This window comes from Pseudomonas sp. P1.8, assembly GCF_001269805.1.
Taxonomy (GTDB): domain Bacteria; phylum Pseudomonadota; class Gammaproteobacteria; order Pseudomonadales; family Pseudomonadaceae; genus Aquipseudomonas.
The window spans coordinates 844,796-865,650 of record NZ_LHVM01000013.1; the positions used below are offsets into that span (position 1 = coordinate 844,796).

Annotated in this window: 15 protein-coding genes; 2 read left to right on the plus strand and 13 right to left on the minus strand. The window is 61.8% G+C overall.

Annotated features, from left to right (window positions below):
• Positions 1–99 precede the first annotated feature (99 nt).
• From AD668_RS14450 to AD668_RS14490, 9 genes are all read right to left on the minus strand, one after another.
• Entirely contained in the window at positions 100–1,335 is a 1,236-nt protein-coding gene (locus tag AD668_RS14450; RefSeq protein ID WP_053159808.1) for a helix-turn-helix transcriptional regulator, read from the minus strand.
• Positions 1,336–1,484: 149 nt separating this feature from the next.
• Positions 1,485–3,917 (minus strand): RND family transporter, encoded by a 2,433-nt coding sequence (locus AD668_RS14455; protein WP_053159810.1) that lies wholly within the window; start codon positions 3,915–3,917, stop codon positions 1,485–1,487.
• Between the two features lie 14 nt (positions 3,918–3,931).
• On the minus strand, positions 3,932–4,918 hold the full coding sequence (locus AD668_RS14460; protein ID WP_053159811.1) for a YCF48-related protein: 987 nt from the start codon (positions 4,916–4,918) through the stop codon (positions 3,932–3,934).
• A 345-nt stretch (positions 4,919–5,263) separates the two neighbouring features.
• The gene (locus tag AD668_RS14465) at positions 5,264–6,211 is read right to left on the minus strand and encodes an OB-fold domain-containing protein (protein WP_053159813.1); all 948 of its coding nucleotides are present in this window, start codon (positions 6,209–6,211) and stop codon (positions 5,264–5,266) included.
• A gap of 4 nt (positions 6,212–6,215) precedes the next feature.
• Positions 6,216–7,427: a thiolase family protein gene (locus AD668_RS14470; RefSeq protein ID WP_053159816.1), complete on the minus strand. Its 1,212-nt coding sequence runs from the start codon at positions 7,425–7,427 to the stop codon at positions 6,216–6,218.
• A 93-nt stretch (positions 7,428–7,520) separates the two neighbouring features.
• Complete coding sequence (locus AD668_RS14475) at positions 7,521–9,188, minus strand: DUF1302 domain-containing protein (RefSeq protein ID WP_053159818.1); 1,668 nt, start codon at positions 9,186–9,188, stop codon at positions 7,521–7,523.
• 67 nt (positions 9,189–9,255) lie between these two features.
• Positions 9,256–10,341 carry an MBL fold metallo-hydrolase gene (locus AD668_RS14480; RefSeq protein ID WP_053159820.1) on the minus strand — a complete coding sequence of 362 codons (1,086 nt, stop codon included), beginning with the start codon at positions 10,339–10,341 and terminating at the stop codon, positions 9,256–9,258.
• Positions 10,334–12,187, minus strand: coding sequence for a long-chain-acyl-CoA synthetase (locus tag AD668_RS14485; protein ID WP_053159822.1), 1,854 nt, complete (start codon positions 12,185–12,187; stop codon positions 10,334–10,336). The genes AD668_RS14480 and AD668_RS14485 overlap by 8 nt, the downstream gene beginning before the upstream one ends.
• On the minus strand, positions 12,184–13,269 hold the full coding sequence (locus AD668_RS14490) for an alkene reductase (protein ID WP_053159824.1): 1,086 nt from the start codon (positions 13,267–13,269) through the stop codon (positions 12,184–12,186). The genes AD668_RS14485 and AD668_RS14490 overlap by 4 nt, the downstream gene beginning before the upstream one ends.
• A 254-nt stretch (positions 13,270–13,523) precedes the next feature.
• On the opposite strand from AD668_RS14490, the gene AD668_RS14495 reads away from it, so the two are divergent.
• Entirely contained in the window at positions 13,524–14,852 is a 1,329-nt protein-coding gene (locus AD668_RS14495) for an MFS transporter (RefSeq protein ID WP_053159825.1), read from the plus strand.
• Between the two features lie 70 nt (positions 14,853–14,922).
• Complete coding sequence (locus AD668_RS14500) at positions 14,923–15,366, plus strand: nuclear transport factor 2 family protein (protein ID WP_053159827.1); 444 nt, start codon at positions 14,923–14,925, stop codon at positions 15,364–15,366.
• Between the two features lie 90 nt (positions 15,367–15,456).
• On the opposite strand, the gene AD668_RS14505 is transcribed toward AD668_RS14500, so the two are convergent.
• The 4 genes from AD668_RS14505 to AD668_RS29675 all read right to left on the minus strand — a co-directional run.
• The gene (locus tag AD668_RS14505) at positions 15,457–17,319 is read right to left on the minus strand and encodes a long-chain-acyl-CoA synthetase (RefSeq protein ID WP_053159829.1); all 1,863 of its coding nucleotides are present in this window, start codon (positions 17,317–17,319) and stop codon (positions 15,457–15,459) included.
• 188 nt (positions 17,320–17,507) lie between these two features.
• Complete coding sequence (locus tag AD668_RS14510) at positions 17,508–18,593, minus strand: DUF6708 domain-containing protein (protein ID WP_256220655.1); 1,086 nt, start codon at positions 18,591–18,593, stop codon at positions 17,508–17,510.
• 198 nt (positions 18,594–18,791) lie between these two features.
• Positions 18,792–19,862: a DUF6708 domain-containing protein gene (locus AD668_RS14515; RefSeq protein WP_256220656.1), complete on the minus strand. Its 1,071-nt coding sequence runs from the start codon at positions 19,860–19,862 to the stop codon at positions 18,792–18,794.
• A 198-nt stretch (positions 19,863–20,060) separates the two neighbouring features.
• Positions 20,061–20,855: DUF6708 domain-containing protein (locus AD668_RS29675; RefSeq protein ID WP_053159889.1), on the minus strand; the 795-nt coding region annotated here is incomplete at its 5' end.

Genomic DNA, 20,855 nt, shown 5'->3' on the forward strand with positions numbered 1-20,855 from the left:
GGGCGATCACGGGGCGGCATCGTCCGTGCGGACTAAAAAATGCGCGGGGTCAATGACTGCGACGCCGGGCACGAATGGCCCGGCGGTGGGTCTGCAGAATCAGGCCTGACGGTAGATCGGCACGGCCAATTGCAGCGGCGGCACCTTGATTTTCTCGGCCAGTTTCAGCGCCAGTTGCGGCTTGCCCAAGGCCACCACGCTGTTGAGCATGATGCGCACCAGTTCGGTCTGGCGCCGCACACCGGTCTTGGAGAAGATCGAACGCAAGTGCGCCCGCGCCGTGTTACGGCGGATATTGAGGACCTCGGCAGCTTCCTCCAGGGACAAGCCGTTGGCCAGTTCCATGGCCAGGGCCGTTTCGGCCTTGGTCAGGTTGAACAGCTGCTTGGTCACCACTTCGCTGGCCAGGGATTTGCTAGACGCATCGCGGATGTACACCAGCGCCGCCGGCTGGCCCTTTTCTTCGGCCCAGTCCAGGGACGGAATCGATTCGACCACCACCCCCAGGTTGACCAGCCCCGAAGGACGCGTCACCGACATGGCCTCGGCACTTTTCGGCGCATCCGGGCAGAACGCGCCGCGAATCAGGCGTTGCAGCTCGCGGTTGTCGCTGGGGTACGTCGCCTCCAGGCGCCCTCCCACCAGTTTCAGGCCATCGGAACGGGCGAGAATTTCCTGCGCCACCGGATTGATCTGCAGCACGCTGCCGCTCTCGTCGAGCACCAGGGTCGCCACCGACAACCGGCTGATGGCCTGGGAATACAACTCGCTCAGCGATTCGCTGCGGTCCAGCAGGTTATGCAGTTGCGAGGCCCGTCGCAGGTGAGGCAGGAAACTGGCGCACACCGCCCGGTCGTTGGCAGAGAAGTTGGGAGCCCGTTTGGGGCGGGTCATGCGAAAGCGCAGCTTGCCGCCGTCGGGGGTGGAAATGTCCGCGCACATCACGTGGTACACGTCATTGGGAGCGCAGAACGCCTTGAAGTAGGCGCAGTGTTCCCACTCAGTGGCGCTCATGATGTCATCGACGGTGAACACACTGTCGATCGGCTGGTTGGCGAAAGGCGAATTGGTTTGCGGGTAGGTCATGTAGCAGACATCACCGGCACCTTCGATGTCGCCGACGATAATCATCACGCCCGTGTCGGGTTGATCCGGCACCCGCAGGATCAGGGTGACGAAATTGGCATTGAAGAGTTTGAGAAAACTTCTGAGGGCGTGGGCCATCATTTTCGGATCGAGGGCGCCTTCATAGATTTCGCCCACCAGCTGGTTGTAGCGCGTGAGGTCGAGGCCAAGGCTGGCCAGGGCTTCATGGGTCAAGACAGCATTTTGCATAGTCTTCTCTCGCTCGGGTAAGAGCCAGGCTCTTCCCTTGTTATTTTTATAATTTCGGCCGGGGGAACCCAGAGTTCCCCCCTCTTTTCGACTCTACTTGCCTGCCAGTTTCCTTAGCCCCTGTGGACTCCACAAGAGGCCCGGCAGGTTTATTTTTCGCTTGCGGTATCACGCGCCGCCGGGCTGCTTTTCAAGCGGAATTGCCCTTGTGCCGGTGCAGGCGTACGAGCCCGATATTCAACCAAGGGGCGACCGCGATTGAACCAGGCCGCCAGCGCCGGCAGGAGGAAAATCGCCCCCAGCACATTGACCAGGAACATGAACGACAGCAGCACCCCCATGTCAGCCTGGAACTTCAGCGGTGCGAACGCCCAGGTGCACACGCCAATCGCCATGGTCACGGCCGTGAACACCGCAGCGGTGCCGCGTTGGCACATGGCCTCGTAGAAGGCTTCGCGCAGGCTGGCTCCGCGCAGCATTTCGTGCTGGATACGTTCGTACAGATAAATGCCGTAGTCGACGCCCACACCCACCCCCAGCGCCATCACCGGCAGCGTCGCGACCTTCAGGCCGATCCCGAGCAGGGTCATCAGTGCGTTGCACAGGATCGCAACAATCGCCAGCGGCACCAGAATGCACAGCACCGCCCGGATCGACAAGAAGGTCAGCCAGCAAAACAGTGCCACCGATCCGAATAGTGCCCCGAGCATGATCACTTCGGCGCGCTTGACCGCCTCGTTGGAGGCCGCCATCACCCCGACGTTGCCGCCGGCCAGGAGAAATTCGACTTGCGGCGTACTGACTTCGGCAATGATCCGCTTGGCTTCGGCGATCGCATGGCTGACCGTGCTGCCCTCGTGATTGGCGAGAAACACCAGGATCTGCATCTGCTGGCAACCGTCGGTGACCATTCCGTCATCCGGCATATAGGCCCGAGCGCCCTGGCTCAAGCCACGGGGCGAGCCTGGAATCGCCGCCCAGCGCGGATTACCTTCGTTGTTGCCGGCGATCACCCGCTTGCCCATGTCCGCCACGCTCTGGATCGACTGCACGCTCGAGACCGTGCGCATGCGGAAATCGAAGGCTTCCACCGCACGCATCACCGCAGGCGACAGGCAACCTTCCTCAACGCCCTTGACCTGGACGAACACCGACATCACATCAAGACCGATGGAGTAGCTGTTGATGATCTTTTCGTTGTCCTGGTTGTAGCGCGAATCGGCCCGCAGCTCCGGCGCGCCCGCGCCGATATCGCCCACCGCCAGGTCGCGAGCCTTGTAGGCCCCGGCCGCCAGCAGCAACAGACTGACAACGAACACGCCCACGGCAGGCCCGGGTTCGGCCAGCGCCGACAGACGCCACCACAGGCGGTGCTTGCCCGTCGGTCGCGATTGCGCACGACGCAATAGCGCAGGCTCCAGGCGCAGGTAGGAAATGATGATCGGCAGCATCAGTTTGTTGGTGATGATCATCAGCATGACGCCGATGCAGGCCGTCACCCCCAGTTCGTGAACGATCGGAATGTCGATCATCATGATCACCGCGAAGCCCAGGGCATTCATCAGCAAGGCCAGGGAACCGGGGATGAAAATCTTGCAGAACGCCGAACGCGCCGCTTCCTTCGAACTGCTGCCGGCCAACACGTCCTGCTTCCAGGCGTTGGTCATCTGCACCGCATGGGACACGCCGATGGAAAAAATCAAAAACGGCACCAGGATCGACATCGGATCGATGCCCAGGCCCAGCAGCGGCAACAGGCCCAGCAACCAGACCACCGGCAGCAACGCGACCACCAGCGCCACCACCGTGAGGCGCAGGGAGCGTGAATACAGCCACAGCAGCAAACCGGTGATGACGAAGGCCACGACAAAGAAGCCGATCACCGTGTTCAACCCTTCAACCACATCCCCCACCAGCTTGGCGAAGCCGACGATGTTGATTTCGATGTTGGGGCTGTTGTACTTGCCACGAATCTCTTCCAGACGCTTGGCGATCTCGACGTAGGACACCGGTTGGCCGGTCTTGGGGTCGGTGTCCTGCAGGTCGGCGCGGACCATGGCCGACTTCAGGTCATTGGCCACCAGGCGACCGACCTGCCCGGAGGCCGCCGTGTTGCTGCGAACCTGCGCCAGGTCCTCGAGAGTGCCGCTGAAACGCGGTGGCACTACTACGTCGCCAAAGAAACCTTCCTCGGTGATTTCGATGTAGCGCACATTGGCGGTAAACAGCGACGTCACGCTGGGCCGGCTGACACCGGAGATGAAGAACACGTCGTCGGTGACTTTGCGCAGGGTCTCGAGGTACTCGGCGTTATAGATGTCACCCTCGCCTTTCCAGCGCACGCTGACCAGGAACCGGTTGGCGCCGGTAAAGTAGCGGCTGAACTTGAGAAAATTGATCATGTATTCATGGCGCACCGGGATCTGTTTGTTGAAGCCCGGATCCAGTTGCGTGTGGGTGGCGCTGTAGCCCAGGCCCAGCGTCACCAGGACGAACAGCGCCAGCAGGCCCTTGCGCCGGGCCATCAGATGGTCCGCGCAGGTTTCGACGCAACGCGTCACCCAGTGTTTACCTTGATTCATTACCTGCCTCTCATTCACTGGGTGGCCTGCGTGGCCATTAAGGCAGCGACGCTGCCACCTGATCCCTGTAATACCCCGCGTTCGCCGCCCACCAATAGACGCGAGCCAACGACAGTCGCCGAGGTCAATGTGCCAAGGCCGGCCAGACGTCCGACACCGACCAGCTCACCTTTCACATCCAGGCGCACCACCGAACTGCCCGCACCGACGATCACCAGGCCCGAGTGATCGGGCAGCAGCACATGGCCGTACAGCGGCAGTTGGTTGCCGACTTTGATCTGGGTCCAGCTGTCGCCGAAGTCGTGGCTGACGAAAACGTTCCCGCGCATACCGTAGGTCACCCAGTTGTCTGCGCTCAGGCGCACGATGCCGAACAGCGAACCGCTGTAGAACGCCGGCAAGGTTTGCCAGTGCTGGCCGCTGTCGCTGGTACGCAACACCAGACCCTGTTCGCCCACCAGCATGCGTCGGCCATCGTTGCCGCCGGCCATGCTGTTCAGGTGTGCGTTGTCGATCTCCAGTGGCTGCGGTACCCAGGTCTTTCCGCCATCAATCGATTGATAGAACTTGCCGAAGCTGCCGAACGCCAGGACGCTGTCGCCACCGCCGGTCCAGATGCCCAGCAGCGGTTCGCCCAGATCGCTGTCGTAGCGTATTTCCTGCCAGCTGCTGCCAGCGTCCTCGGAACGCAGGATCCAGCCGTCATGCCCGACGGCCAGCAAACGTTTGTCGTCCAGCGCGACCACGGCGGTCAGGGTGGCGTTGCGTTGCGTGGCGACGTTGGCGGGCTGCCAGCTGACGCCCTGGTCATCACTGAGCAGGATGCTGCCGCGCTCGCCAACGGCGACCACGCGTGCGCCAAAATTGAGCAGGCCGTTGATCTGCACCCGGTCCGGGCGCGTGGCCAACAGCTCTGCCTGCGCAGGGGCTTTGGGGGAAAAGGTGTAGCCGATGGTCAAGGCAACCACCAGGCAAACCGCGTAGCCGATCAACGAGCGCATGAGCAACGCTCCAGTTCGGGGAAGGCTTGGATAGGGCAATTCATAGGGCCGATCCTCTTGTTTTTGTCACGCACCAGGCATGCGAGGCAATCGAGATGGGCGTTGCCTCTGGGGCAATAGTCGGCGCAAGGGAGAGGTGAAACATCGTCCAAATGGCTTATGCAATGGCGCAAATGGCGTGGGGCGGGAATGGCGGGTATTTATGTGCAAGCCGAACTGATTGACATCGCCCCCCCCTGTAGGAGCCGGCTTGCCGGCGATGGCCTCAGTTCAGACAACCCATTCGTCGGCCTGACGGACGCTATCGCCGGCAAGCCGACGCCTACAGGGGATCTTCGGCGGGGATCAGGCCATGTACAGGATCACCAGATCGTTGATCACCGACGGCCGGTCCTGGCCCACCACATGGGTGTTGAGCTCCAGGGTCAGCTGGGTGCCACGGGCCTGGATGTCGACTTTTTTCACCCGGGCCCGCGCATGGATGCGCGAGCCGGCCGGTACCGGTGCCGGGAAGCGCAGGCGATCGGAGCCGTAGTTGATCTGGGTGGTGAAGCCGCTGATTTCGAAGCCCAGCGCCAGTTTCATCCGTGATTGCAACACCTGCACCAGCGCACCGTGGGCGATGGTGCCGCCGAACGGACTTTGCAGGCGCGCCCGCTCCGGATCGGTATGGATCCAGTAATCGTCGCCCGACAACCGGGCAAAGTCGTCGATCAGCGCCTGGTCGACCACCACCACATTGCTCCAGTCGCTGAACTGTTCGCTGACCAGCGCCTGCAAGGCCGGACCATCGTTGAGGTCGACCTGCCGGGCGGCCGGTTGCTCTGCAACAGGCGCCGGTTCGCTGTCCTGCGCGGGCAGCGGCTCAAGGCCCGGCGCATCCTTGTCGACCCCGGTGAAGCGCAGCAGGCGGTTGCCCTTGGCATCGACTTCGGCGAACACCGGCTGCAAGGGCATACCGATGCGGATTTCGTGTTCCTCAAGGCCAACCAGGTTGGTGTTGATGCGCACGCCTTCAGCCAACTCGACCACCGCGAGTTTCTGCGGCATCTCATCAATGAAGTCGGGCAAGGTCGCAATGCGCGTCACGGTATAGCTGTACAGCGTCGCGGCGCCGTTGACTTCGCGCCACGCCAGGTCATGTTCCAGGCACACCGTGCAGTGCCGGCGCGGGTAGAAGTTCCAGTGCGCACAGGCATTGCATTGCTGGATCAACAGGCGGCGAGCCTTCAGGCCCTCCCAGAACGGCGCGGAGATCTGCGTCGCGACCGGCATCGGTTTGTTGTTGGACATGTGCTTATGCTCCCTGAAGTATCAATGCGCCCTGCTCACTCATCACGCCGCCGGTGCCGGAGACGTAGACACTGTCGCAGCGACCCAGTTGGCGTTCACCGGCGGTGCCGGCGATCTGCGTCACCGCCTCGATCACCTGGCTCATGCCACCGGCCGAGGCCGACTGACCGAAACTCAGTTGCCCGCCATGGGTGTTCATCGGGAAATCCCCGCGCCAGGTCAGGTCGTGTTCGCGCACGAACGCCATGCCCTCGCCCTTGGCGCAGAAACCGGCATCTTCCAGGGTCAGCAAGGTGGTGATGGTGTAGCAGTCGTAGATCTGCGCGGCATCGACGTCCTTGGGCTTGAGCCCGGCCATGGCAAAGGCGCGCTGGGAAGCCGGGCCAATCGGCGTGTGCAGCATGTCCTCGGCATAGGACGGCGACTTGAAGGCCAGGTGCTCGCCAAACCCGGTAATGAAGGCCGGACGTTTGCGTGCCCGCGCCGCCACTTCCTTGTTGGTGATGATCAGGGCAGCGCCACCGGCCACCGGCATGACGATTTCCAGGACATGCAAGGGATCGGCGACCATCTTGCTGGCCAGCACTTGCTCGATGGTCAACGGCTGGCCGTAGAACATCGCTTGCGGGTTGGCCAGGGCGTTGGTGCGCTGATCAACGGCGATCTTGGCCATGGCCCGCTGGTCGTAGTCGTACTGGGCGGCATAACGCTGGGCAATCATCGCGTAGCCGGTGTTCTGGCCCATGTGCCCGTAAGGCAGGTCGAACTCGGCTTCAGGTGCGCCGAATGCCGTGCTGTGGCCGCCAAATCGCATGGACCGGGCCATCCAGCCAGGATCCTCATCAGGCCCCAACGGCGCCATGCGAGCGGGAATAACGCACAGCACGGCCTGGCACAGTCCCAGTTCGATGGCGGCGGCGGCGCGCCAAACCATGCCCACCGACGTACAGCCACCCAGGTCCACCACTTCAGCGAAGTTCAGGCGCAGGCCCAGGTATTCGGCGGCCATCGCCGGTACGAACACCGAGGCTTCATGAAAATGCGGGCCGTTGATCACCAGCCCGTCGAGGTCCGAGGCCTTGAGCCCGGCATCGCGCAGGGCCTGGGCCGCCAGATCGGCGACTTGCTCAAGGTGAAACATCTTGGGTGCGGTCGAATATTTCTCCGGTTTGTATTGTGCGCTGCCAACAATGGCCGCGTGCCCTTTGAGCCCCATAGTGCCTCCATGCCGAAGCGTTACGCTGCGGCGTTTTCCAGGTTGTTTTGAAGGTCCTGGCGCAGCAGAGCTGCCCGGACCTCGAGTCGTCGATCAGAAGGTGTATTTCATCGAGAACGTGGCGTAGTCGCGGTCGGCGAACGGACGATCGATCGGGTCGGCTTCACCCAGGTAGCTGATGTATTTCAAACCGAGCTCCAGGTTGCCCAGGTATTTGAAGGTCGTGCCCATGCTCAGGCGTCGGTCACCGGCGACGCCGGAGATGCTTCCGGCCATGGGCGTGGAGCCACTGAAGACGTTGGAGAAGCTGAAGGGGACTTCCAGATCCCAGCCTTGGAAAACTCCCGGATAACTGAACGATGCGCCCACGGTGTAGGCGCTGGAAGACTTGGTGCGGTAGCCCGCGGCGGTGCTGTAGGTGTAGTCATCGGAAGGGGCCACTAGAGGTGCCAGGGTAGGCAGAAGGTTCACGCCTTGCAGGTTGGGCGCCGCCGAAGTGGACTCGACGCTGTCGACCTGCACGCGGATGATTTCGGCAGTCAGGCTGGTCTGGCTGGCCCAGGGGCGGTCCCCTAGGATACGGATCGCAGACAACTGCATTTGCTGGCCTTTGCCCTTGGCCGGTACAGCGCCAAGGCCGGTATTGACCATCACCGGCGCACCATCGCGGTACGACCATTCGGCGCCGACCTGGGTGTCGCCAAGCTTGGTCGAGGCGCTGATGCCGGTCAGCTTGATGTCTTCGAAATACTTGATCTCGTAGCCATTGCTGACGAAGGCGTTGCGGCCACCGCCCACCGGCAAGGCGTTGTAGCCGACCAGTGCGGTGGCCGGGTTCTTGTCGTGGTAGTTGACGTGAAACAGCGAGAGCTCGAGGGCCGGGACCGGGCGGTAGCGCATCTGCACGCCCCACTGGCCACCATCACTCGGATCATCAGTGCCGCGGTAGGCGATCTTCTGGCCGTTGGCGTAGATAAACTCGCGACCTGGCCCGACCACGTCGCTGCCCGACAGGTAGCTGCCCACCGGCGGCAGTTCGGTGCCCTTCCATTCGTACTGCACGTACGCACCGAAGGTCAGCTGGGGGTTCAATCGGAACGAACCGGAGAACTGGCCCACCGGCAAGAGGATTTCCTTGACCTCGACTCCCGGCTGCGAGGCTTTTACCGCGTCGGAAGGGTTTTGTACGCCGTTAACGCCCGGATAGAACAGACTCTCGCCCCAGGACTCGATGTGCCGCCCGGCCTTGACGTCGAGCATGGTGTCGTTGTCAAAGCGCCAGCCGCTGAACACATACACATCCAGCAGTTTGCTGCGACCGCCGCTGTAGTAGCGGGTGTCACTGGTGAACTCGTCATTGCTGCCGTTTTTGTTCACGGTGGCGGGCGAGTCGTTATCGTTCTCCCGATGATAGACGTCGTCGTAGAAGGTACTGCCGCGCACCACGGCGCCGTAGTTGTCCTTGCGCAGGATCATTTCGGCCAGCGCGCCCACGCGGTTGGTGGTCAGGCTGCCACTGTCGAAGTTGCGGTTGGCATCGTCGGCGTTGACCGTCAGCAAGCGATCGCTCTGACTGCCCGTGCGCACGCCGATGCCGTAGCTGGTGGTCACCGACCAGTCGATTGTCGCGCCGTTGTCGAACTCGAACGTATCACCGGCCCACACCGGTGTGGACACCAGTGCAATGGCTGCCGCCAGGCTACTGACCTGGAATGCGCTCGAACCGATGACCGTAGAGTTATTGTTGTTTTTGTTGATCACACTGATTCTCCTCAATGACAACCGGCTGGCTGCCTGGAATGTTCAACACTGCTGCCCTGCCGTGCGCTCAAAACACTCTGAGCGGGTTAACAGCGCACGCTCCCCTTACAGCACGCCGGTAGCGATATCGCCCCCGGTCCTCCTCCCGCTCCAGCGACCCTTCGGCCACCAGGTAGTTGGCATGGGCCAACGTTTCGCCAAGCGCCATCAGTTCGTCGAAACGACCCGACAGCCTGGGAAACAACACAGCCATCAGTTCGAGCACGGTGCGCGGCTCGTCACAGTTGGCCAGCATCAGCGCCAGATGCCCGTGGTGATGGGCTTCCAGCTGATCCAGGCGCTGATGCAAATTGAAGAACGGCCGCTCGTGCGCCGGCAGCACCAGCACGCTGTCGGGCAGGCTGCGCAAGTGCTCGATGGAGTCGAGCCAGTCGCGCAACGGATTGGCCAGCGGTTCTATGGCATGCACGCCGACGGTGGAGGTGATGCGCGGCAACACCTGGTCGCCGGAGATCAGCAAGCCGTCATCGGCGGCGTACAGGCAGGCATGCTCCGGCGAGTGACCGCGACCGATGACCACCTGCCAGGTACGGCCGCCAATATTCAGCAGGCTGCCCTCGTGCAAACGGCGGTAATGGTTCAGCGGCGCAGGCAGAAAATGCGCATTGCTCATGACCGCGAACATCTCGCGGCTTTGATCGTCAGCCACGCCGGCCTTGCGATAGAAATCGAGAAAGTCCCAGCCCGGGGGTTGATCGGCGGGAAACCTGAGGTGCAACGAATGGAACTCGCTGGTGGTCATGTACACCGGGCAGTGAAAACGCTCGGAAAGCCACGCGGCGACCCCGGCATGGTCGGAGTGAAAATGGGTGCAGACCACCGCCAGCAGCGGCAGCCCGCCACACACTTCACCCAGCACCCGATCCCAGACCTCGCGGGTCTGATCGGTGTTCATGCCGGTGTCCACCACCACCCAGCCGTCGGTATGGCGCAGCAGATAGAGGTTGATGTGGTCCAGGCGAAACGGCAGCGGCATGCGCAACCACCACACGCCCGGCGCCACTTCGCGCACCTGCCCGGAATCGGGCGCCTGCGGCCAGGGATAACGCAGGCCGTCGCGCAGTTCGTGACCGTTAGTGTCGAGATCAGCCATGGTCGGCCACCACGAAAGGTCTCAGGCCGGCGCGCGCCAGCGCTTCTTGCGAATAGGGCACATAAGTGCGGGCCTGTTCGTCGCGGATCAACAGCGGATCGCTGCAACGGGTCGGGCAGTAGCCCTGTCGCTGCAGATCGACCTTGCGCAGCTTGAAGCTGGCGGTCAGGTCAGCCGACTGGGTGACACGCACGAACACCGGGGCCGCGTAGCGCGGCAGGCGAGCTTCGGTGAGGGCGTACAGGGCGGCCGGATCGAACACTTGATCCGCTTGCATCAACACCGCGGCCATACCGGCGCGACCTTCATTGCCCGGCACCTGGACGCCATAGATATTGATCAGTTCCAGGCCCGCCAGATCGCCCAGGGCGTCCGCCACTTCGAGGGTCGACACGTTCTCGCTCTTCCAGCGATAGGTATCGCCGATGCGATCGACGAAGTAGCAGTAACCGTCGGCGTCCTCGCGCAGCAAGTCGCCGGAACTCCAGTAGGCATCACCCTGGCGGAACACATTGCGGCGGATTTTGCCCTCGGTTGCCTCAGCCGAGGTGTAGCCCTCGAAACGCCCGCCACCGATCTCAGGGTGATCGACGATAAAGCCCATGGCCTCGCCGACCTCGCCCACGTTGCAGACTTGATAGAAACCGTTTTCGTCCCGGGGATGACAGTCGTTTTCGATGTCGTAACGCACCAGCCGCAGGTTGGTTTTATTCCAGTCCGGCACCCGTCCACAGGAACCGAAATAGTTGTCGACGTTGATCACCGCAGCATTGGCTTCGGTAGCGCCCCAGCCCTCGAACACCTGGATCGGGCCGAAGCGCTCCAGCCAGCGTTGCCAGGAGTCCGGCGACAGTCCGGCACCGAGCATGCAGCGCAGGCTGTGCTCGCGCTCGCCCGCTCGCACCGGCTGGTTGAGCAGGTAGCGGCAGATCTCGCCGATGTACTGGAAGATGCTGATCTGATGCCGTGCCACGTCGTTCCAGAACTCGCGCACGCTGAACTTGCGGCGTACCACGATGGCCGCACCGGCACACAGCGCGGTAGAAGTCACCGACGTGGCCGCGGCACCGTGGTAGAGCGGCAGGCAGCAATAGAACACATCATCGCAGGTGACTTGCAGGGTGGTGTGCATCACATCGCCCGACGACATCCAGCGCATGTGGCTGTAGCGCGCGGCCTTGGGCAAGCCGGTGGTGCCCGAGGTGAAGATCAACAGCGTCGGCGTCTGCGCATCGATGTGCGCACGGATATCCCGGGGGAACGGTGTGCGCGGGGCTTTCTCCAGGCGTGCATCGAAATGCCCGTCGACACCCTTGGGCAGCGCTCCCGTCCAGGGGTTTTCTGCATCGCGCAGCAGCCAGCACGGCAGGTCTGGAAAACCTTCGGTGGCCTGCACATTGGCCAGGCACTCTTCGCCGATCACCAACGCCTTGGCCTCGGTGACCTGCAACGCATGCAGCAGGGGGCGGCCGCTGACCTGAGTGTTGATGAAGGCCACCACCACCCCGAGCTTGACCAGGCCAAACCAGGTGCAGAAAAACGCCGGACGGTTTTCCATGGCCAGGGCGCAGACATCACCAGCGCGCAGTCCATTGGCATAAAAGGTGTGGGCCATCTGATTGGCTCGCGCATCCACCTCGGAGTAACTCAGGGTCTGCTCGCCATAGATCAGGAACGTGCGCTCACCCTGCTCGCTCGCCTGTTGTTCCAGGCGATCGGCCAGGGTGTAGTGGTCGCCCGGCTTGATCAGCCCGGCGGCGGCCGAGCGCTGGTCGAGCAACGCCTGGGTCTGCTCCCGAGATACGGGAGCGGTCGGCAGCACGTGCTTCAAATCGTTGAGGTTCATTGCGCCACCTCCCGGGCAATCCCTTGATGGGCGGTGTAATCCGAATAGCCCACCGGCCCCGGCGTATAGAGGGTCTTGCGGTCGAAGCCACTGAGCGGCAGGCCACGCTGCAAGCGCGCCACCAGATCGGGGTTGGCTATAAAGTGACGGCCGAACGACACAGCAGCCCCCTCGCCCGACGCGAGAGCGGCACTGGCCGAAGGACCGTCGAAACCATCGTTGAGAATCAATGCATGAGGGCTGTGCCGACGTGCCAGGGCGAACGCATCAAGCTCTGCCAGTGGCGAGCGCATAATGTGCAGGTAGGCCAGATCCAACGGCGCCACGGCTTCGCACAACGCCGCCGCCGTGGCCGCCGGATCGCAGTCGTCGATGTCGTTGTAGGGGTTGCCGGGGCACTGGCGAAAGCCGACGCGCCCGGCGCCGATCGCAGCAGCCATGGCCTCGATCACTTCCTTGGCAAAACGCACCCGCCCGGTCACATCGCCACCGTAGGCATCGTTGCGCCGGTTACTGCCGGATGCCAGAAACTGCATCGGCAGATAGCCGCTGGTGCAGTGCAACTCGACGCCGTCGAAGCCGGCCAGGCGCGCATTCAACGCGGCCTGGCGATAGTCTTCGATAACCTCGTCAATACCTTGCAAGGTCAGCGCCTGTGGCTCATCGGTGTCCACCAGGCCGGCAGTGTCGCTGAACACCTGGGTGCGAGCGCGCAATGCCGAAGGTGCCACCGTGGCAGCCCCGGCAGGTTTGTTGTGGCGGCTGGCGGCGCGGCCGACGTGCATCAGCTGCAGGACGATGCGCCCGCCCTCGGCGTGCACCGCCTCGGTGACCCGCTGCCAGCCGACGATCTGCTCGTCGCTGTAGATCGCCGGGGTGCGACAATAGCCAAGGCCGCTGGCAGAAGGCGCGGTCCCCTCGGCCACGATCAACCCGGCGCTGGCACGCTGGCGATAATATTCGACCATATCGCCGCCAGGTACCGCATCGGCAAGGGCACGGCTGCGGGTCATGGGGGCCATGACGATGCGGTTGGCCAGTTGCAGTTCGCCCAGGGCGATCGGCTCGAACAAGACGCTCATTTCAATTCCTCAGCTTCTTATTGTTTTCTGGCTGTCGCAGGGCTTGCCACAACGTGGGCAAGCACTGACATGCCAGCGAATACGGGCTGAATGATTGACGTTGAGCGCAAGCGAAACATCGTCCGACAAGACTAGGTCGGCGAACGTGCAGGACGGCTTGTCTGCAAACTCAAAAATGGTCTGAACGGACGATGAGAAAATACCGTGACGAGCTGAGCATCGCGTCAACCAGAACAAAACCGGGAGCACCCGCAGTGAACCAATCCACCCCCGTGACATGGCGAACGCACTACGCGCTGTTCGTGCTCGCCATGATTTATGTCTTCAACTACATCGACCGTCAGTTGATGGCGATTCTGATTGAGCCGGTGAAGCTCGAATTCGGCATTTCCGATACAGGCATCGGCCTGCTGTCAGGGGTGACTTTCGCGGTGTTCTATACGGTGTTCGGCTTCCCGCTGGGGCGCCTTTCAGACCGCATCGGGCGCAAGCCGGTGATCGCCTTCAGTTGCATCGCCTGGAGCCTGATGACCATGCTCTGCGGCGTGGCCGGAAGCTTTCTGACCCTGGTGCTCGCACGCATTGGCGTGGCTGTCGGTGAAGCCGGCGGCACGGCGCCGTCGGTGGCCATGGTCTCGGATCTGTATCCGGCCAACCGCCGATCCACGGCCCTGGCCTTCCTGATGCTCGGTTCCAGCCTGGGAGCAGTAGTCGGCCTCGGTCTGGGTGGCTGGATCGCCCAGGAGCACGGTTGGCGCTACGCCTTCATGCTGATCGGCGCACCGGGCATTTTCCTCGGCCTGCTACTGCTGTTGACGGTGCGTGCGCCCAAGCGCGTCGTACCGCTGAGCAGCGCCGCCGTGCTGCAAGACGGCTGGGCCAAAACCCTCGCCGAGGTGTTTCGCACGCCCTCTTTTCTGTGGCTGGTGCTCACCGGTGGCGCGGCGGCGATTGCCGGCTACGCCATCGGCACCTGGAGCCCGAGCTTCCTGATCCGCTCCCACGGCCTGAACATGCAACAGGCCGGATTTCTTGTTGGCGTGGTCGGTGGCGGCGGAGCGGCCATCGGCACGCTGATCTGCGGCCTGCTCACCGACCGCATGGTGCGGCGCAATGCTGGCTGGCAAATCGGCGTGCCATTGCTGGGCACACTGATCAGCATTCCTTTCGCCCTGACCTATTTTCTCTGGCCTCAAGGCACGGCGTTCCATATCGGTAGTATCGCCGTGCCGCAAGCCTTTCTGTTCTACAGCGTATTTGCGTTCTTTGGCGTGTGGTGGGCAACGCCGTGCCTGAGCGCCATTACCCACCTGTTCCCGGCGACACGCCTGGCCCAGGCCACGGCCATTTTCGTGATGTTCATGACCCTGCTGGGTGTCGGTGTCGGGCCGCTGTTGGTGGGCATGCTGAGTGATTTTTTCTTGCCGTCCCTGGGCACCGAATCACTGCGCTATGCCCTCGCCTCATCGGTGTCGATGCTGGTGCTGGCCAGCGTGTTCCTGACCCTGGCATTGCCACGTTACCGGCAACAGATCAAGAACCCCGCCCCACTCGTCACGCCGGTCCAGACCGCGACAGCCTGATCTCCTTGCCCCACCTCTCGCCGCTGCAAACCGCCAAGGGTTGCAGCGGCTTTTTGTTATGAGGATCAACATGAGCACCAGTGCCGTACACATCAGCAACCTGCTCTATCGCTATGCCCAGTACCTGGATGGCGGCCAACTGATCAAGGCTGCCGAGCTGTTTCGTCATGCCCGAATCAAGGTTCAAAGCCAGAGCGGTTTCCTGGATCACACAGCCCTGCTGGGCATCTGGCAGCAACGAATCAGGATTTATCCCTGCGGCACACCCCGAACCCAACACATCATCAGCAATCCCGTCATCGACATCGACGAAGACGCTGGAACCGCCACGATTCGTTCCTGCTATACGGTGCTGCAAGCCACCGACATCCTGCCCCTGCAACCCATCGCCGCCGGGCATTATCTCGATGAGTTCGAGCGTGTCGACGGGGTTTGGCGATTCAGCTTTCGTGACTACTCGCACCTGGAAATGATCGGGGACTTGAGTGAGCATTTGCTGATGCAGGGTCACTGAATACACAGAAGCCCAACGATCCCGACATTGAGGTGTCAGGTGTTGGGCTTTATGGCGAAGGTTGGCCAGCGGCCGCGGGCCGCCAGCTCATCAGACTTGAGGGGCCACCGCGAATGGCTGCAGACCGGCTCTGTCGAGCAATTCGTCGGAGTACGGCCGATAGCTGCGGCTGCTTTCATCGCGGATGTACAACGGATCGTTGAACGCGCTCGGCGCGTAACCCTGGCGTTGCAGATCGACCTTGCGCAGCTTGAAGGTACTGGTCAGATCCGCCGCGGCGGACACCCGCACGAACACCGGCGCGGCATAGCGTGGCAAGCGCGCTTCAGTGAGCGCGTAGAACGCTTGGGGGTCGAAGTCCTGGCCCTCTTGCATCAGCACCGCCGCCATACCGGCGCGCCCTTCATGCCCGGGTACCTGTACGCCGTAGATGTTGATCAGTTCCAGCCCCGGAAAATCGCCCAGGGCATCGGCGACTTCCTGGGTTGAAACGTTCTCGCTCTTCCAGCGGTAGGTATCACCGATGCGATCGACGAAATAGAAGTAACCGTTCTCGTCGTACCGCAGCAGGTCACCCGAACTCCAATACGCATCGCCCTGACTGAAGACATTGCGGCGAATCTTGCTTTCGGTGGCCTGCGCCGAGGTGTAACCCTCGAAGCGTCCGGCGCCGATTTGCGGATGATCGACAATGAAGGCCATGCCCTCACCGACTTCGCCAACCTTGCAGACTTGATAGAAACCATTTTCGTCCCGTGGATGACTGTCGCTTTCGACGTCATATCGAACCAGGCGGATATTGGTTTTATCCCAGAACGGCACGCGCCCGCAGGAACCTGGCTGGTTGTCCAGATTGATCAGGCTGGTGTTGGCCTCGGTGGCACCCCAGCCCTCGAGAATCTGCACCGGGCCGAAACGCTCCAGCCAGCGCTGCCAGGTCTCCGGCGTCAGGCCCGCGCCCAGCAGGCAACGCAAGCTGTGCTCACGCTCGCCATCGACCACGGGCTGATTGAGCAGGTAGCGGCAGATTTCCCCGATGTACTGAAAAATGCTGATGTGGTGGCCACGGATGTCCTTCCAGAACTCCCGGACGCTGAACCTGCGGCGGACCACGATACTGGCTCCGACACGCAGGGCCGTGGCCGTCACTGACGTCGCCGCGGCACCGTGATAGAGCGGCAGGCAACAGTAGAATACGTCCTCGGTCGTGCCGTCGAGGGTCACCTCCATCACGTCGCCGATGGACAACCAGCGCATATGGCTATAGATCGCAGCCTTGGGCAAACCGGTGGTGCCCGAGGTGAAAATCAGCATCGCCGGCGACTCGGCCGGCACCTCGGCCCGCAGCTCGCGTGCGAATGCAGTGCGTGGTGCCGCCGCCACCTGTTCGGCGAACCCTGCATCTACACGGGCGCGGGATGCTTCACTGGCGGGGTTTTCGGCGTCCGGCACGAGCAACCAGGGTACGTCCGGCAGGCCTTCGGTGGACAACAGATTGTTCAGGCACTCCTCACCCACCACCATGGCCTTGGCGGCAGTCGACACCACGGCATGCGCCAAGGCCCGACCACTGACCTGGGTATTGATAAAGGCCGCCACCACACCGAGTTTGGCCAGGCCAAACCAACTGAAAAAAAACTCCGGGCGGTTCTCCAGGGCCATGGCGCAGACGTCGCCCGGGCGCAAACCGCGGGCATGGAAAACATGTGCCATCTGGTTGGCACGTGCATCGACCTCGGCATAACTCAAGCGCTGTTCGCCGTAAATGAGGAACGGGCGCTGGGCGAAACGCGTGGCCTGCTCTTCCAGCCGATCGGCGATGGTGTAGCGGTCCGCCGGTTTGATTTGCCCCGCAGCCACTGCCCGTCGATCAAGCAGACGCTGAGTGTGTTCGCGGGACACGGGGCTGTTGTCGAGCATCGTCGGTTGATGCGGTGTATTGAAACCGTTCATTCCTGACTCCGTAGAAAACCTGCCAATAAGTAAGGGCAGATAGTTCACGCTGCACGCCAGAGGGGCATCGTCCGATAAGACTAAAAAATGTCCGGGAGTGAGGTCATTTGTTTGCGCCTGAATACCTGAATCTGGCCACCTCCATTTTCGTCATGGCGATGACCCTGCTCGGCGCCGAGAAGGTGTCTTCAGGAAGAAACACAATGCAACCCCGCCGCCTTGCAGGCGGCGACGAAGGTCGCGCCTTTTTTGTCCATGGCGTGCTTGACCAGGGCGTTGGCTTTTTGCAGGGTGGGGCTGGGCCTGGCCCATTGCTCCGGGGGTAGCGGTTGCGACCAGGCCTGGACGCTTTCAGGCAGGGTCGGACGGCCTTTGCGGTGAGCCCATTCGGCGATCAGGTAGGGCATTTTCCAGAACACGATCACGCGTCTGACGTACCACCACCGCAGAGGCCAGCGGGAGCGTTTGCCATAACCGTAACGGTGTCGCTGCTCCGCGCTCAGATGCTCGGCGCCATCGTCTAGCGAGCCCATGAAGCGTGCACCTTTGCGTTCGATCTCAAAGGTATGCAGGCCTTCATAAGGTTTGAGTTCATCTTCGGTGGGTGTAAGCCCCAGAACAACGAGCATGGGATTCGGTGTGTCCACCAGCTCCCCTTCCTCCATGTAGTTGCGGATCGACGTCCACACGCCCAGCGCATGTGCGTCACTGGGTTGGGCCGACAACACGAACTGCACCCTGTCGCGCTCTTCGTCCTCCAGCCCCATGCCGAACGTGTAATCGCGCATCGCGCCGTAGCTGGTCACGCCCTGGCTGCGGGCGACCCAGGCCACCACATTTTCCCAAGGCACGATCAGCACCTGGTGGGTGGTGTCGTCGATGTAGCAGACTTCGCGACGCTGGCGGTTGAAGCGGACGGGATAGCTTTTGGCCAGGATTCGGACATTGGAGAGCATGCCGTAGATAAAGGCGCCGACGGGAAAAATGAATAGAAGCGAGCCTGTAGCGAATACCTGCACGGCCCCCCCAACAATGTCGAAGAATTTTCGGTCGATTTCAGGGGGGCTAAAAGCAACGAGCCATAGACAAATAAGCACAGGTGCAAAAAAAGCAGTACACAAAACCATCCATATCTGAAGTGCCAATCTCTTTCCCAACTCAACCATCCCGTAGTTGCTACCACCCAACTCCAGATAGGTCTCGTTCATCGCCGAAAAATTACGCCGCGACACCTGTGCCTGTCCGGTGTACACCGGCAACGGCGCCAGGAACAAAGTTTCATTCAGGCCCCTGACCCGCAGCTCCCCGGCACGGGGCCGTTGGCTTTGAATATCAATGCCCGACTCCGGGACAGTGGCTGTGCTTTTGCGTTTGAACAGTTGGCTAATCATCGATCGCCGCCATTTCCTCTCGGGTGAACGACCAGTAAGGGGCCTTGCTCAGGCCGCTGGGCCAGGTATGCAGCGGTGTGTTCAATGCAGCCCCGCCGCCTTGCAGGCGTCGACGAAGGTCGCGCCTTTTTTGTCCATGGCGTGCTTGACCAGGGCGTTGGCTTTTTGCAGGGCGGGGCTGGGCCTGGCCCATTGCTCCGGGGGTAGCGGTTGCGACCAGGCCTGGACGCTTTCAGGCAGGGTCGGACGGCCTTTGCGGTGAGCCCATTCAGCGATCAGGTAGGGCATTTTCCAGAACACGATCACGCGTCTGACGTACCACCACCGCAGAGGCCAGCGGGAGCGTTTGCCATAACCGTAACGGTGTCGCTGCTCCGCGCTCAGATGCTCGGCGCCATCGTCTAGCGAGCCCATGAAGCGTGCACCTTTGCGTTCGATCTCAAAGGTGTGCAGGCCTTCATAARGTTTGAGTTCATCTTCGGTGGGTGTAAGCCCCAGAACAACGAGCATGGGATTCGGTGTGTCCACCAGCTCCCCTTCCTCCATGTAGTTGCGGATCGACGTCCACATGCCCAGCGCATGTGCGTCACTGGGTTGGGCCGACAACACGAACTGCACCCTGTCGCGCTCTTCGTCCTCCAGCCCCATGCCGAACGTGTAATCGCGCATCGCGCCGTAGCTGGTCACGCCCTGGCTGCGGGCGACCCAGGCCACCACATTTTCCCAAGGCACGATCAGCACCTGGTGGGTGGTGTCGTCGATGTAGCAGACTTCGCGACGTTGGCGGTTGAAGCGGACGGGATAGCTTTTGGCCAGGGTTCGGACGTTGGAGAGCATGCCGTAAACCATGGCTCCAATCGGGATAATGGATAAAAGTGCATAACTGGAAAATACCTTGATAGCATTGATAAGCTCGTTAATCGGCTCACGAATGTTTTCTGGATAAAAAAGAACCCAATACAAAACTGCAAAACTGGGAGCTAAAAAAGCCATAAACAAGATCATCCAAATAAATGCCGCCAGTCTCTTTCCCTGTTCAACCATCCCATAGTTGCTACCGCCCAGTTCAAGATAGGTCTCGTTCATCGCCGAAAAATTACGCCGCGACACCTGTGCCTGTCCGGTGTACACCGGCAACGGCGCCAGGAACAAAGTTTCATTCAGGCCCCTGACCCGCAGCCCCCCGGCACGGGGCCGTTGGCTTTGAATATCAATGCCCGGCTCCGGGGCAGTGGCTGTGCTTTTGCGTTTGAACAGTTGGCTAATCATCGATCGCCGCCATTTCCTCTCGGGTGAACAGCCAGTAAGGGGCCTTGCTCAGGCCGCTGGGCCAGGTATGCAGCGGTGTGTTCAATGCAACCCCGCCGCCTTGCAGGCGGCGACGAAGGTCGCGCCTTTTTTGTCCATGGCGTGCTTGACCAGGGCGTTGGCTTTTTGCAGGGCGGGGCTGGGCCTGGCCCATTGCTCCGGGGGTAGCGGTTGCGACCAGGCCTGGACGCTTTCAGGCAGGGTCGGACGGCCTTTGCGGTGAGCCCATTCGGCGATCAGGTAGGGCATTTTCCAGAACACGATCACGCGTCTGACGTACCACCACCGCAGAGGCCAGCGGGAGCGTTTGGAGTACCCCCAACGCTTGCGCTCTTCGGCAGTCAGATGGCCTCCTCCGTCGTCCAGTCGCCCCAACGCCCTGGCATCGAGCCGTTCGATCTCAAAGGTGTGCAACCCTTCATACGGTTTGAGCTCGTCCTCGCTCAAGGTGATGCCCAATGCGGCCAGCATGGGGTTGGGCGTGTCCACCAGCTCCCCTTCCTCCATGTAGTTGCGGATCGACGCCCACATGCCCAGCGCATGTGCGTCACTGGGTTGGGCCGACAACACGAACTGCACCCTGTCGCGCTCTTCGTCCTCCAGCCCCATGCCGAACGTGTAATCGCGCATCGCGCCGTAGCTGGTCACGCCCTGGCTGCGGGCGACCCAGGCCACCACATTTTCCCAAGGCACGATCAGCACCTGGTGGGTGGTGTCGTCGATGTAGCAGACTTCGCGACGCTGGCGGTTGAAGCGGACGGGATAGCTTTTGGCCAGGGTTCGGACATTGGAGAGCATGCCGTAGATAAAGGCGCCGACGGGAAAAATGAATAGAAG

What these genes read in the sequence shown, in the direction of transcription:
- AD668_RS14450 (WP_053159808.1), bottom strand. Translation starts at nt 1,335, where the DNA reads ATGCAAAATGCTGTCTTGACCCATGAAGCCCTGGCCAGCCTTGGCCTC.
- AD668_RS14455 (WP_053159810.1), bottom strand. Translation starts at nt 3,917, where the DNA reads ATGAATCAAGGTAAACACTGGGTGACGCGTTGCGTCGAAACCTGCGCG.
- AD668_RS14460 (WP_053159811.1), bottom strand. Translation starts at nt 4,918, where the DNA reads ATGCGCTCGTTGATCGGCTACGCGGTTTGCCTGGTGGTTGCCTTGACC.
- AD668_RS14465 (WP_053159813.1), bottom strand. Translation starts at nt 6,211, where the DNA reads ATGTCCAACAACAAACCGATGCCGGTCGCGACGCAGATCTCCGCGCCG.
- AD668_RS14470 (WP_053159816.1), bottom strand. Translation starts at nt 7,427, where the DNA reads ATGGGGCTCAAAGGGCACGCGGCCATTGTTGGCAGCGCACAATACAAA.
- AD668_RS14480 (WP_053159820.1), bottom strand. Translation starts at nt 10,341, where the DNA reads ATGGCTGATCTCGACACTAACGGTCACGAACTGCGCGACGGCCTGCGT.
- AD668_RS14485 (WP_053159822.1), bottom strand. Translation starts at nt 12,187, where the DNA reads ATGAACCTCAACGATTTGAAGCACGTGCTGCCGACCGCTCCCGTATCT.
- AD668_RS14490 (WP_053159824.1), bottom strand. Translation starts at nt 13,269, where the DNA reads ATGAGCGTCTTGTTCGAGCCGATCGCCCTGGGCGAACTGCAACTGGCC.
- AD668_RS14500 (WP_053159827.1), top strand. Translation starts at nt 14,923, where the DNA reads ATGAGCACCAGTGCCGTACACATCAGCAACCTGCTCTATCGCTATGCC.
- AD668_RS14505 (WP_053159829.1), bottom strand. Translation starts at nt 17,319, where the DNA reads ATGAACGGTTTCAATACACCGCATCAACCGACGATGCTCGACAACAGC.